This window comes from Halanaerobium sp. (assembly GCF_003070835.1).
Map to the genome: position 1 here is coordinate 1 of NZ_QBLR01000078.1, position 14288 is coordinate 14288.

A 14288-nucleotide genomic window follows, 5' to 3' on the forward strand; every position below is an offset into this window, starting at 1 on the left:
GCCTGAGCATACTTATCTGTATTGTCACCAATAATCTTGATAGCATTCTTGTTAGCACCAACAGTACCGTCAGAACCAAGACCCCAGAACTTGCAGCGAACTGTACTTTCTGGAGAAGTATTAATATGTTCAGTAAGTTCAAGATTAGTATTTGTAACATCATCGTTAATACCAATAGTGAATTGATTTTTAGGCTCATCTTTTCTAAGGTTATCAAATACAGCCTTAATTTGAGTAGGTGTAGTATCCTTAGAACTTAAACCGTAACGTCCACCAACAATAACCGGACGCTTTTCTTGATCATAGAATAATGATCTTACATCTTCATAAAGTGGTTCCCCTACTGCACCAGGTTCTTTAGTTCTATCTAATACAGCAATCTTCTCAGCAGTTTCTGGAAGAGCCTTCATGAAGTACTTTTTGGAGAATGGACGATATAATCTTACTTTGATTAGACCAACTTTTTCTCCCTGATCAACTAAGTACTTAACAGTTTCTTCGATAGTATCAGTTACAGAACCCATAGCAATAACTACATATTTAGCATCTTCTGCACCTACATAGTTAAATGGATGGTATTCTCTACCTGTTAATTCGGAAATCTCCTGCATATATTCTTCTACAATATCAGGCACTGCATCATAAAAACTATTAGCAGCTTCACGGGCCTGGAAGAAAATATCAGGGTTTTGAGCTGTTCCCATTGTTACAGGGCGCTCAGGATTTAATGCTCTGTGTCTAAATTCGCTGACCTTGCCGTAATCAACCAATTCTGCCAGATCATCATAATCTAAAACTTCTATTTTTTGATATTCATGAGATGTTCTAAAACCATCAAAGAAATGAGTAAATGGTACACTTGATTTGATGGACGCCAGGTGAGCGACACCAGCTAAGTCCATAACTTCCTGAACACTACCGGAAGCCAGCATAGCAACACCAGTCTGGCGGGTTGCCATTACATCAGAGTGATCACCAAAGATTGATAGAGCATGAGTAGCAACAGTACGAGCACTAACATGGAATACACCAGGTAATAATTCACCGGCGATTTTGTACATGTTAGGCAGCATTAATAATAATCCCTGAGAAGCTGTAAAAGTAGTTGTCAAAGCTCCTGCCACCAGAGAACCGTGTACTGCACCAGATGCTCCTCCCTCAGACTGCATTTCAGTTAACTTCACTTCCTGGTCGAAGATATTCTTACGACCGTTAGCACTCCATGAGTCAACTAATTCAGCCATTGGAGATGAAGGAGTAATAGGATAGATAGCTGCTACGTCTGTAAAAGCATAAGCTACATGAGCTGCAGCAGTATTTCCATCCATGGTCTTCATTTGTTTTGCCATTATAACTTTCCCTCCTATTAATAAGGTAAATTTTTATTATTTATTTCCTCTTTAAGTATAATACTTTACAATTCTGCTGTCAAATATTTCACATCTTTTATTGGCCTTTTTCCGGTATTCGAAATTATTAGAATTCTTTAAATAAGCGCACTATTAGGGAAGCCTTGATTTTCCTTTAGTGATGAGTCTTTTCTGCTGAAAGAATGTAAAGTGATTTGTTAAGGTATTCGTGTTCAATTTTAAGTTCATTTTCACCCAGTATTTCCGTCAGTTTTTCCGGCTGAAAAAAATTAACAGGCTCTCCGGCCAACTTTTCAAAAAAGATAATCACTCTGGTAAAAATAGTCCTCGGATCAAATTCTAAAATATATAATTTACCACCCGGTTTGAGCACCCTAAGCGCCTCATCCAGAGCCGTTTCCACATCTCGAAAATGATGTAGGGCGTCCGAAATTGTTAGATAGTCAAATGAATGATCAGCAAAGGGCAGATCAGCCCCATCGGCCAGTACATGTTGTACCTGCTGTTTGAAAACCTTTTCCCTTCCCTGCTTGAGCATTGCCTGGGAAGGATCTGCTACTGTTATTTTAAGATTACGGGGCAGATATCTTGCCAGCTCACCGGTTCCTCCACCGAGATCCAGCAGTTCGGTTTCTGGAATACTGTCTTTCGCTACTTTTTTACTTTCCAGCTGCTCTAAATTAAGATTATCCCCACTGCCTTCAGAACATCTTTTCAACTCAGCTTTTTTTATTCGATTTCCCAGCTCAACTAAAACCTTATCATGACCGGAGATTCTCATTGCCAGGTCAAAAATTGGTGCCGCCAGAGTAAATAAGTCCATTTACATCACCTCTCATTAAATTATATCACAAAAGCTAAATATTAACAGGTTGGAGCTGCTTAAAATTTTCAGCTGCAGGCAGGAATAAAAGCTAAACTGAAGAACTTAAATATATAAGAAGTTTAAAACCTCTATCAAATTTCGAGGAGGTATTTTAATGCGATATAAAATAATAATCACGACTCTTTTAATCACGCTTATTTTAATAAATCCAGCTTCAGCAGCTGAAATAGAAAATTATTATCTGCAGACCAGCTTTTTTACCCACCACTACAGTGATAAAGACTATCAGAATAACCAGCAGCAGCTTATTGGGCTGGAAAGACACTATAGCAATAGCGATCTCGATGGAATAGCTTATTTTAAAAATACCTATGAACAGCCGACTATCTATCTCTATGCCGGAACAAACTACAGCTTATTTTCGATCGGCAAAACAGAAATCACTGCCAAATTTACCTATGGCATAGTCCACGGTTATGATGATGAAGACGGAAAATACAATACCTGGATGCATGAGGTGACAACTTTTCCGGGTTTTGTTTTTAGTTTCGGCTTAAGACGTGAGCCTTTAAGGCTTGATATTATTCCCTTTGCCGATGCAGGAATTATTATTACCGGTGGGGTAGAATTTTAGCTTTTTCTGTAAATTTAAAGACCTTTTCAAAAGAAAAAACCACCCGGATTCAGCCGATTAGCATCGACATCCCGGGTGGTTAACAGTACTTCACCTTAATTATTATTAAATAAATCTCTGGTATAAACCTTTTCTTCTACATCTTCTAATTCAGCAGCCATCCTGTTAGCTACAATAATTTCAGATTCAGCTTTAAACTGATCTAAATCATTAATCACTTTTGATCTATAGAACAGGTCATCTTCTAAAGTTGGCTCATAAACAACCACTTCAATCCCCTTGGCCTTAATCCGCTTCATTACTCCCTGGACAGAGGACTGTCTAAAGTTATCTGAGTTTTTCTTCATGGTCAGCCGATAAATCCCCACTTTTTCGGGCTGCTGTTTAATAATCATCTCTGCTATATGGTCTTTTCTGGTGCGGTTGGCATCCACAATGGCCTGCATAATATTATTGGGCACATTTTCATAATTAGCTAGAAGCTGTTTGGTATCTTTGGGCAGACAGTAACCTCCATAACCAAAAGAAGGATTATTGTAGTGATCTCCAATCCTTGGATCAAGCCCAACACCCTCAATTATCTGTTTGCTGTCTAAGTCTCTAACTTCAGCGTAAGTATCGAGTTCATTAAAGAAGGCCACCCGCATTGCCAGGTAGGTATTGGCAAATAATTTGATTGCTTCTGCCTCAGTGGAATCAGTAAATAAAACTGAAATATCCTCTTTTTCTGCTCCTTCTACCAGCAGATCGGCAAATTCTTCCGCTCTCTCAGACTGCTCACCGACAATAATCCGGGAAGGATAAAGATTATCATAAAGTGCCTTACCCTCTCGCAAAAATTCCGGTGAAAAGATAATGTTTTCCGTATCAAATTTTTCCCTGAGTTCTTTTGTGTAGCCAACGGGGACTGTTGATTTAATAATCATTACCGCATCTTCATTAAAAGAAAGAACATTAGCCACAACAGCTTCTACAGTTCTGGTATTAAAATAATTCTGGTCAGGATCATAGTTGGTTGGAGTTGCGATTATTACATAATCTGCCTCACGATAAGCCTTTAAGGCATCAGTTGTTGCTCTTAAATCAAGCTCCTTATTGGCAAGATAATCTTCAAGCTCTGCATCAACTATTGGTGACTCTCTCCTGTTGATCATTTCTACCTTTTCTTCAATTACATCAACTGCAGTAACCTCGTAATTTTGAGCAAGTAAAACCGCATTCGATAAGCCCACATATCCGGCACCTGCCACTGTGATTTTCATGTTATCATTCTCCCCTGTATGTAAATTTTATTATTGATGAATAAATTCTCAATTCTAATTTTATTATAAAAGGGGCCGAGATTCAAACAAAAAGCTCGACATTTTTTGCAGCTGAGCTCTTAATAAAGTAAATCCAGGCAGATTGCAGAAAATAAAATATTAAGTTATAATGTTAATATATATGAGCAGATCAATCAACTTAATTGTAGCGCAAAATATTACATAAACCGACAGGTTCACGGTGCGTGTACATAAACACACACAAACGCACATAAACAAACAAAAAAAGAAAGGACCAATTATGAATTACCAAAAACAGATCGAAAGTCTAGTCAGCTATTTTAAAGCTGCTGAAAGCAAAAAAGAAGATCACAAAATTGGAATGGAGTTTGAACATCTAATTTTAAAGGAAGATTTAACTGCAGTCAGCTATTCAGAGGCTGAGGGAATTGAATCCCTGCTTGAGCAGTTAAGTCAGGGCAGCTGGGAAAAAGTTTTTGAAGGTGATAATTTAATTGGACTTCAGGATGCTGAGCGAGCAGTGACTCTGGAGCCCGGGGGCCAGCTTGAACTGAGCCTCATTCCCTTTGCAGATTTAGAACAAACTAAAAAAATCTATCATAAGTTTCTGGCAGAGCTTAAAGAAATTTTAAGCAGCAGAAAGCAAAAACTAGCCGTCCTCGGCTACCAGCCAGCAAGTTCAATTGAAGATCTTCCGCTGCTGCCTAAAAAACGCTATGACTTCATGTATAAATATTTTAAAGATCGGGGTAGATATGCCCATCACATGATGAAAGGTACAGCCTCTGTGCAGATGAATATTGATTATACTGACGAAAAAGACTACATAAAAAAATTGCGGGTTGGCTATTTTTTAAGCCCTCTAATCTATTATCTTTTTGACAATACTCCTTTTTTCGAAGGAAAAAAAGCTTCAGATGCAAGCATTAGAGAAGAAATCTGGTCAAACTGTGACAGCGACCGCTCGGGCATCATCCCGGAAGTCTTCGCTAAAGAATTTGGCTACCGTGATTATGCTGAGTATATCTTAAATACTCCAGCAATTATTGATTTAAAAGATGATGAATTAGTCTACAGCGGTTCAAAGAAAATTAAAGAGCTGATGGAAAACGATAAAGCTGAGACTATTGACCACTATCTCTCTATGGTTTTTCCGGATGTCAGAACCAAAAAGTATATCGAAATCAGATCAGCAGATGCAGTTCCCTATCCCTATAACTTTGCCTTTGCTGCTTTATTAAAAGCTGTCTTTTACGATCAGGCAAATCTTGATTATTTTTACGAGCAGTCTCTAAAATATTCACAGCCGGAATTTCTGCAGTTTAAGGCTGAAATTACCGGTTCTAAAGAAAGCCAGCTGCGAAAGGATTTAGCAGCCGAGCTTTTTGAGCGGGCGGAAAGAACTTCCGCGGAGGATGAATTAGAATATCTTAAGGAATTAAAAGAGCTCTACCTAAATTATGGCCGCCCAAAATTTAGAACTCTAAATAATCTTAAGCAGGGTAAGAAGGAAGCCTTAAACTGGTGTATTCTAAATTAAATAATTTAACCCCGGTAAATTTAAATTAATAAATTACCGGGGTTTTAATTTCTTAGTTGATTATTTTATTTTTATATTAATCTTATTATTTCTTTTTTAACTAACTTATTCTTCCTTCATAAATTCTCTAAAGAAGACTATAAATACTGCCAGCATTAAAGCCAGCACGGCTGCAATTGCAACATTTAACTTTGTGTTTGGACTGACCGGATTTTCTGGCAGATAAGGTGCATCCAGAATCTCCAGAGGATAAAAGTTTTCAAGCTCTGATTCTCTTCTCTCAATTTCTCTTCTCAGCTCCAGCCGTGAACTCTGCAGTGAAGAATTTTCCTGAATCAAAAGAGAAGCCACTTCGCTCTCTCCACTTTCTCTGCTTGACTGAATTAATTCCTGGTTTCTTGCCAGATTAGAATTTAAATCCTCGAGCTCAGTTTTTAAACTAGAAATGTATTCTCGGTCATTTTCCAGTTTGTTTTCAAAATATTGATTGGAAGCTTCTTCAAAATTACTAATTAATCCTGCCGCCACATCCATAGTTAACTGCGGCTCATCATTTTTTACTGTTATTGAAATAATTGATGTATTGTTAACCTGGCTGACGGTTAAGTTGTTATTAATGTAAGAATTCAATCTGGCTGCTGACAGGTCAAAATCCTCTGCCTGCATCACTTTCTGCATTAGACCAGTACTGCTTAAAAGCTGGACAGCCGTATCCGGATTGCTGTAGAGCCCTTCGTAATTTGACAGCTGTATTTTGGCCTTTGTTTCGTATGTCGGTGCCATATAATATGAACTGACTAAAAATGCAGCTATAACCGCCAGTATTACCAGCCCACCGATAAAAAATTTGTTCTTCCATAAGAGAAGTATATATTCTCTTAAATCAATCTCATATTCGTCATAATAATTAGGATGCTGCTCCCGTTCCATTAAAATACCTCCATAAAACCACAATTTAATTAAAATACCATATCTATTATATTATCACAGTTAGTCTATTTCAAGTCTAAAACTGCTTAAATTATATAAGCGAGCTGTTAATTAAAATTAATCTTAGCTATATAATCAAATTTCAGCTCAACAATTTCTGCAGCTGCCGGCCAGACAATAATTTTCTGCCCCTTAAGGTCAGATTTAATTTCGGAGCCATCTTTCCGCTTAATTAAATAGCTCTCCTCATCTGCTAAATATTCAATAGCAAGCAGATTATTATAACTGATCTTTAAAGGACTTCCAAGAGAAGTACTTACACTGATAGAATCTTCTACGGTACTGGCAAAAAAGAGGTCCCCGTTCTTTAATCTTACAGTGATTTCTTTATTCTCGTCAAAAGCACTGCTGGCAGAAAAATCGACACTCCTAATCTCGGATACTGCAAAAACTCTTTCTGAGCTATTAGCCATAAATCTAATCTCTGTCAGAAGCTGGCCGCTAAATCTATTATTTCCTGAAGCTCTCAGAACAAAAATTTCTTCTTCATTGACGAGCTCTTTATTAATTTTACTTAAATACTGCTGCTGGATATTCAATTTTCCGTAGGCTGTCTGCAGGCTCAAACTTTGATTTTGAACCTCACCCCGCAGTTTTTCTCCACTTTGCAGCTCAATTTGATCAGCAGAGACGGCTCCAGTCATTATAAATATTATTACAAATATAAATATGGAAAGTGCTGATATTTTTTTCATTTTTAAACCTCCTGACACTTACTTAAAGCTTTTTAAATTACTGCTGCTTATTCTTCGAACATATTATGCAGAATGCTGGAAACAAAGCTTACAATTACAGAGGCTATTAAAGCAGAAAAGAAACCACTGACTGCAAAACCGGGCACTAAAACTGAAGTTAAAGAAAGCATTATTGCATTAATCACCAGTAAAAATAGGCCAAAAGTTAAAATAGTAAACGGAATTGTCAGGATAGTAAAGATCGGTCTGATAAAACCATTTACAAAGCCTAAAACAACCGCTGCAAAGAAACCAGCCCAGACTCCGGTAACTGTAATTCCCGGCAGTAAATAGGCAGCTACTAACAGAGCAACCATTGTTGAAAAAACTTTCGCAAAGAAATGAGACATTTAAATTCCCCCTCTTTATATTTTTAAAATTATTATCTTTCTTATCTTATATAGATATCTTATATACATATTTCTCTGATAATTACATTATACCTTTTTTGAAAAAAATGTCAAAGTAAATGCCTGCAGCTGTTTATTTTAAAGAAAATATATTCATTTTTTGTAATATAGTTGACAGGATTACTAGACTATATTATAATATAAATCAAAGTAAAGTGCTCAACTTTAAATTAACTATATTCGACATTAAGTTTTGGGAGGTATTTATGATTTTTAATAATGTAACAGAACTAATAGGAAATACTCCTTTAGTTAGGCTAAATAATTTAGTCAGGGACGATTCTGCTGAGGTTGTTTTGAAACTTGAGAGTTTTAACCCCGGTGGAAGTGTTAAAGATAGAATAGCATTTAATATGATAGATGAGGCTGAAAAGGCCGGCAAAATTGAACCGGGTGGTGTTTTAGTAGAGCCAACAAGTGGTAATACCGGAATTGGAATTGCTATGGTTGGAGCTGCAAAAGGCTATACTGTTGTTCTGACAATGCCCGAATCAATGAGTCAGGAAAGAAGGCAGATGCTCAAGGCTTATGGAGCTGAATTGGTTCTAACTCCAGCAGCTGAAGGTATGAAAGGTGCAATCTCTAAAGCAGAAGAAATTGCTGCCGAAAGAGATGGCTTTATTCCTTCTCAATTTACCAATCCTGCTAATCCTGATATCCACCGCAGAACTACTGCCAAAGAAATAATCGCTGAAGCTCAGGGTAAAATTGATTATTTTGTGGCAGGTGTTGGAACCGGTGGTACGATTACTGGTACCGGCGAAAAATTGAAAGAAAGAATTAATAACCTGAAGGTAGTTGCAGTCGAGCCTGAAAACTCTGCTGTTATTTCCGGTGGTGAACCAGGCCCCCATAAAATTCAGGGGATTGGAGCCGGATTTATACCTGAAGTGTTAAATACTGAAATTATTGATCGAGTAGAAAAGGTAAAAAACGATGAAGCTTTTACAACTGCTAAAAGATTAGCGGCTGAAGAAGGTATCTTTGCCGGGATTTCAACTGGCGCTGCAGTGGCAGCTGCCCTGAAACTTGCCGATGAAGTAGGCGCAGATAAAAGAATTGTTGTTATTGCACCTGATACAGGTGAGCGCTACCTCTCAACAGGAGTTTTTGGCTAAGCTGAAGTGCAGTTACCAAATACCACCCGATTTTTGTCGAAATTTATATTTTTTTAATAAAGTTTACCCCGATAATTTGATATAGAAGAATTTCCCCTGTGAAAGGCCCGGAGGACCCCCAACCTACCGGGCTATTTTTTTGTAAAATTATAGTTTTTAGTGTATAATTTACATTAAGCTAGTTTAAAGTGTCTATTAATTCTAACTTTTATTTTAATGAAAAAGATTAATTACTTAAAATTTTTTAAAAAGAGAGTGATATCAAATGGGGAAATATATTGCTGCCCGGAAACCGGTTCTAGACAAAAATCAAGAGGTATTTGCTTATGAGATAGTTTTTAAAAATGTAATTAAGGGTAAAGAACTCACTAAAACTTCAAATCTTTTTGCCGAAGAAATTAGTGATGATATTGAATTTTTTGAGAAAAGCAACCTTGCTGATGGCAAAAGAATTTTTATTCATTTTAATGCAGAACTGCTTCAGAGCGAAGTTCCTCAGCTTTTATCAAAGGCAAAACTCGGCATCGAAGTTTCAGCTGCTCTTAATTTTGAAAATCAAATCAAAAATAACATAAAAAATTTAAGAGAAATGGGTTCACTGCTTATCTTAAATCAATCAGAAGCTGCTCCAGCAGAGAACGAACTTTATAATTATGCAGATATAATTAAAATTGATTATAAAAAGGCTTCTAAAGCCGAACATAAAAGTTTTATCGAAAAGATAAAATCTCAAAGCTCCAAAGGAGTCAAATTCTTAGCCCAAAACATCGATGAGCACCATCACTTTAAAGAGGCAAAAGAGCTCGGTTTTGATTATTTTCAGGGAATTTTCTTTACAAAAGCTGACATGATAAGTGACAGCGGTACCCCGGGGTATAAAATAAACTACCTCAATGTCTTAAAAGAATTAAATAAAGAGGATGTTGATTTTGATGAAGTTGAGAAAATAATTAAAAATGATATCTCAATGACTTTCAGCCTCTTAAAAACAATTAATTCTGCCTCTTATGGCTATAATGTCTCTTCAATCAAACAGGCCTCAGCCCTGCTGGGAGTTAAAGGCCTCAAAAAATGGAGTCTGCTTTATCTAATTAGTGGTTTAAAAGATGATAAGCCAAATATTCTTTTTGTTAATACCCTAACTCGGGCTAAATTTGCCGAATCACTTGCAGAAGAATTTAAGGCAGCTGAAAAAAGTGAAGATTTATTTACAATGGGCATTTTTTCGATGATGGATGCTTTTTTAAATAGACCGATGTCAAAGATTCTGGAAGAAACTGCTCTCACCGAAGAAATTAAGGAAGCTCTTTTGATCAGAGAAGGGGTTATGGGAGAAATCTTAAATCTTGTTATTGCCTTCGAAAGGGTTAAGTGGGATCAGGTAGCCCTAATCGAAAAAAAGAACCAGCTCGATCCTAAAAAACTCTATAATAAATATCTGGAAGCTGTAGATTTTGCTTATGAAACAATGGGAATTTTAATTAAAAATCAGAAATAATCAATTAAATTTTGAAAGACTATCTTTAAGGGGGATTTTTTTATGGCAAGTAAAGTATTTATGGCAGATATGAAAGCTTCATCTGGCAGTGAAAGTCTGGTTAAAAAACTGGGGAAATTATTTTATAAGGCGGGTTTTCACGAATTAATCGAGGAAGATGATTTTGTGGCAATCAAACAGCATTTTGGTGAGCCGGGCAATACAGCCTTTATCAGGCCGGTCTTTACCCGCGAGATTGTCCAAATTGCAAAGAAATTAAAGGGGAAACCTTTTTTAACTGATGCCAATACTCTTTATACCGGCGAGCGCTCCAATTCTGTTGACCACCTAAACGCAGCAATTGGTAATGGTTTTGGTTATGCCACTGTTCAGGCACCAATAATTATCGCCGATGGTCTCACCGGCAAAGGCTCAACTGAAGTTGAGGTTAACCTTAAACATTTTGATAAGGTCCGCATCGCCTCTGAGGTTCTCGATGCTGATGTATTGATCAGTCTGGCTCATTTTAAGGGTCATGAGCTGGCAGGTTTTGGCGGCACCTTTAAAAATATCGGAATGGGACTCGGCAGTAGAGCCGGCAAGCAGATGATGCACTCAGCCGTGCTGCCCGAAATCACTGAATCAGAATGTATTAAATGTATGCAGTGTGTAAAACACTGTCCGGAAGATTGTATTACTATTAATGAAAATGAAAGCTACATCGACCATGAAATCTGTATTGGCTGTGGAGAATGTGTTGTCACCTGCCCGACCGATGCAATTTCTGTTGAATGGGAATCTACCAGTGAAGGAATGGAAGAGCGTCAGGTAGAATTTACTTATGGAATTGTTAAGGATAGAAAAAATGTTTATATCAATTTTATCACCAATGTTTCTCCTGACTGTGACTGTGCTGGCTGGAGTGACCGCCCGATTGTCAATGATATCGGTATTTTAGCTTCTAAGGATCCGGTTGCCCTGGAGCAGGCTTCTTTAGATCTCGTCAATCAGGCTGAACCGAAGGGAATGCTTGAGGACCGCGATTTAAAGCCGGGTGAAAATAAGTTTAAGGCAGTTCATCCGAGTACTGATGGTGGAGTAAGGCAGATTGATTATGCAGCAGAAATTGGAATGGGCTCAAAAGAATACGAGCTGGTTTCTTTATAAAACTTCCAGGTGCTGCAAAAGATGCAGCCGCCGGATACAACTTGATTTAACTCTAATATCTAAGCCCAGCTCTCAGGCTGGGCTTTTTTAGCTCAATTTTATTTTTAATCAATTCTACTTTTTAAGCTACTGCATGACCTCACTTTCACCTAATTTATAATCCACTATTTCCAGCTTGTTCTTGATATCAAGCCCATACTTGCAGGCTTTAAATTCAGCCGCTTTAGTCAGCAGGTCAGCTGCTTTTAACTCCAGCTTCTGATAGCGAGCTTCTGCCAGTTCTCTGTCGCCAAACCAGAAGCGGAGGCGGTCCCGCAGAGCATATTCAGCAGGATTTCTAGGCCTGCCGTCATACATCTGACGGTCAAAATAACCTTCCATTCTAAATACAGCTTTCAAGTCTTCCCCAAATTCTTTAGAAACACTACACTGATCACACTGGCGGCAGATATAATCTCCCAATTCTTCCGCATTGGCAAATAGTTCTTCTTTTTCAGCCTCAGTCAGCGGCTCAAACTCCTCTGCCAGCCTTAAATCCATCTCCAGCATCTCCTGGTTATTCATCCCTGTTACCACAGCATCAACCGGCAGTGAAAAAACATAGCGAAAGGCATCTTCTACATTCTGCCACAGAAATCCATCAGCAAGCGGTTTCATGCAGAGTGTTCCTATCTCCTTTTTTTTAAGCAGCGGCAGCAGCTGATCCTCTAATTTAGGAAAGTTGAATTTGTCGAAATAATTGAAGTGAGTCATCATCACTTCAAATTCGCCAGTTTTTAAGGCTTTAATTAAAACATCGGGCTGACCGTGAGCTGTAATCCCAATATGTTTAACTTTCCCCATTTCTTTTGCTTTTTTGGCAGCTTCCAGGGAGCCGCCCGGTTTTAAAATCGCCTCCAAATCTGCCTCATCACCAACACCATGCATAAAAATTATGTCGAGGTGGTCTGTCTGCAGATTTTTCAGACTGCGGTCTATTTCTGCCATTGCACCCTCAGCATCTCTGACTCCAGTTTTACTGGCCAGAACAAGCTCATCCCGCCGGTTTTTAACTATTTCCCCGATCTTCTTTTCTGACTCACCATCACCATAAGAAGCTGCTGTTTCCAGATAATTTCCACCTCGATCTAAATAAGTGGTCAATAAATCCGCAGCCCTGTCAGCCGGTATTTCTATTAGGTGAAAGCCGCCAAAACCGAGCAGACTAACTTCCATGCCAGTTTTTCCAAGTCTTCTCTTTTCCATTTTAAATTCCCCCTAATTTATAATTTTACTTTAAAAGTTTTAATCTCATATCACTAGCATTGCATAAAAATATTTAAGCATTGTCAAATTTAAGTTATTGAGAAACTATACTATCTACAGAATATTCAGTCACACCCTTATCCTTTTTTAAGAAAAAGAGATAACAGAGTATTAAGAGATAGCCTTTATCCACATTTTACCATAATATATTTGTTCTTTTTACAGAATTACTGGATTGAATTCTGTTGAATATAAAAGTTCTGTATCTCCTGCCATCACCTGCCTTTCGGTTAGCTGATAGATTTTTTCGTAATCTATCACTCTCCGACCTTTAGAAGTGCGTGATGGTGGTCGATTTATCTTTCTAATAAAAGCCTTTAGACTTTCAAACATACAGGCCCTAAAGTATTTAAGTACTTTAAATAAGCTCTTATCTGTATTGGCTTCTCTTTTTAAAAGAGTAAGTAATACAAAGCTGATTAAAGCGGTAAATATCTGTGATTTAACAGCATTTTCACTGTGTCCATAAAAGACTTTAACATGCAGATGCTGTTTGATCCACTTAAAGAAGATCTCTATCTGCCAGCGATCTCTGTAGTATCTGCTGATTAATATTGCAGAATGTTTAAAGTCGTTTGTGATTAATCTAACTGTACTGCCAGGGTTTTCTCTGTCAGGTATTTCTAGGATTCTTAAGATGTTATTCATCTGATTATCCTGTTTTGGGTCACCTAAAAGAACAGTAGAATCTTCAACTTCCTGACCATCAATAATTACAGTTTTAGTTTTTAGAACTTTAATTTTAGCATTACTCTTAAGCCTTGATAGGAAGAGAATACCAGCGTCACAGTAGTTATCAAAGCTTTGATAGTCAACATAAGCTCTGTCAAAGACATGGAGAGTATCTGTATCATGAAAAATCAGATTATCCATTTTAGTTTTATCTGCACCTTTAGCAGGGGTTATCTCAACTTTATCAGGCATAATATCTCCATCATAAATGATGCGGGTATGTATTTTAATTCCTGCTTTAGTTGATCTGAAATCAGCCCAGGGATAATTACTTAAAGCCATAGAGACAGTTGAAGCATCAATGATGTTTAGCTGGCCGAGATTATTTCTGTAGAAATTGGCTCCTCTTTTGGTTAGAGCCTCCAGTTTAATCTGATTAAATATTTTTTCAAAGATAACTGGCGGAATATCTCTTAACCTTCTCGAAAGTTGAGAGGCGCTAATTGAATCAAGATCAATCTCTTTTTTAAGATCAGATTTATTGCTAACATCGATACTTAAGCTGTCAAGAGAGCTGACAGATTCAAGCTGACCATAGAGCAAAATTTGAAATAACTTTTTAGTTGTAAGTTTTTTAGTGTATCTGTCCAGTTCAAGTTCAGCAACAATTTTTGAGAATAAATTAAAATTTATTGAAACAAGTAGTTGATTAAATGTGGTTTCTGTGATATCTTTGTCCATAGTATATGCTCCTTATTTTTT

12 protein-coding genes and 1 pseudogene are annotated in these 14288 nt (G+C 37.4%); 5 read left to right on the forward strand and 8 right to left on the reverse strand.

The window, feature by feature from the left end; genetic code table 11:
• A pseudogene (locus CI949_RS09575) lies at positions 1–1349 on the reverse strand (pyruvate:ferredoxin (flavodoxin) oxidoreductase); the annotation flags it as partial.
• 175 nt (positions 1350–1524) lie between these two features.
• Positions 1525–2193: a class I SAM-dependent methyltransferase gene (locus tag CI949_RS09580; RefSeq protein ID WP_108137461.1), complete on the reverse strand. Its 669-nt coding sequence runs from the start codon at positions 2191–2193 to the stop codon at positions 1525–1527.
• A gap of 157 nt (positions 2194–2350) precedes the next feature.
• Between CI949_RS09580 and CI949_RS09585 the strand changes: the two genes are divergently transcribed.
• A complete protein-coding gene (locus CI949_RS09585) occupies positions 2351–2830 on the forward strand; it encodes a hypothetical protein (RefSeq protein ID WP_108137460.1) in 480 nt (159 codons plus the stop codon).
• Positions 2831–2925: 95 nt separating this feature from the next.
• Here CI949_RS09585 and CI949_RS09590 read toward each other — a convergent pair whose 3' ends face one another.
• The gene (locus CI949_RS09590) at positions 2926–4092 is read right to left on the reverse strand and encodes a nucleotide sugar dehydrogenase (protein ID WP_290765688.1); all 1167 of its coding nucleotides are present in this window, start codon (positions 4090–4092) and stop codon (positions 2926–2928) included.
• Positions 4093–4393: 301 nt separating this feature from the next.
• Here CI949_RS09590 and CI949_RS09595 point away from each other — a divergent pair, with 301 nt between their 5' ends.
• The gene (locus CI949_RS09595; protein ID WP_290765691.1) at positions 4394–5653 is read left to right on the forward strand and encodes a glutamate--cysteine ligase; all 1260 of its coding nucleotides are present in this window, start codon (positions 4394–4396) and stop codon (positions 5651–5653) included.
• Positions 5654–5758: 105 nt separating this feature from the next.
• On the opposite strand, the gene CI949_RS09600 is transcribed toward CI949_RS09595, so the two are convergent.
• From CI949_RS09600 to CI949_RS09610, 3 genes are all read right to left on the reverse strand, one after another.
• Positions 5759–6583 (reverse strand): YveK family protein, encoded by an 825-nt coding sequence (locus CI949_RS09600; protein WP_290765694.1) that lies wholly within the window; start codon positions 6581–6583, stop codon positions 5759–5761.
• 107 nt (positions 6584–6690) lie between these two features.
• Positions 6691–7338, reverse strand: coding sequence for a hypothetical protein (locus CI949_RS09605; protein WP_108137455.1), 648 nt, complete (start codon positions 7336–7338; stop codon positions 6691–6693).
• Between the two features lie 47 nt (positions 7339–7385).
• Positions 7386–7727, reverse strand: coding sequence for a phage holin family protein (locus tag CI949_RS09610; RefSeq protein ID WP_108137454.1), 342 nt, complete (start codon positions 7725–7727; stop codon positions 7386–7388).
• 266 nt (positions 7728–7993) lie between these two features.
• Between CI949_RS09610 and cysK the strand changes: the two genes are divergently transcribed.
• From cysK to CI949_RS09625, 3 genes are all read left to right on the forward strand, one after another.
• The gene (gene cysK / locus CI949_RS09615; RefSeq protein ID WP_290765700.1) at positions 7994–8905 is read left to right on the forward strand and encodes a cysteine synthase A; all 912 of its coding nucleotides are present in this window, start codon (positions 7994–7996) and stop codon (positions 8903–8905) included.
• A 265-nt stretch (positions 8906–9170) separates the two neighbouring features.
• A complete protein-coding gene (locus tag CI949_RS09620) occupies positions 9171–10403 on the forward strand; it encodes an EAL and HDOD domain-containing protein (protein WP_290765702.1) in 1233 nt (410 codons plus the stop codon).
• A 42-nt stretch (positions 10404–10445) separates the two neighbouring features.
• Positions 10446–11549, forward strand: coding sequence for a DUF362 domain-containing protein (locus CI949_RS09625; RefSeq protein WP_108137450.1), 1104 nt, complete (start codon positions 10446–10448; stop codon positions 11547–11549).
• 126 nt (positions 11550–11675) lie between these two features.
• Here CI949_RS09625 and CI949_RS09630 read toward each other — a convergent pair whose 3' ends face one another.
• A complete protein-coding gene (locus tag CI949_RS09630) occupies positions 11676–12794 on the reverse strand; it encodes an aldo/keto reductase (RefSeq protein WP_290765707.1) in 1119 nt (372 codons plus the stop codon).
• A 219-nt stretch (positions 12795–13013) separates the two neighbouring features.
• Positions 13014–14267, reverse strand: a complete 1254-nt coding sequence (locus CI949_RS09635) for an IS4 family transposase (protein ID WP_290765710.1) — start codon at positions 14265–14267, stop codon at positions 13014–13016.
• Positions 14268–14288 lie beyond the last annotated feature (21 nt).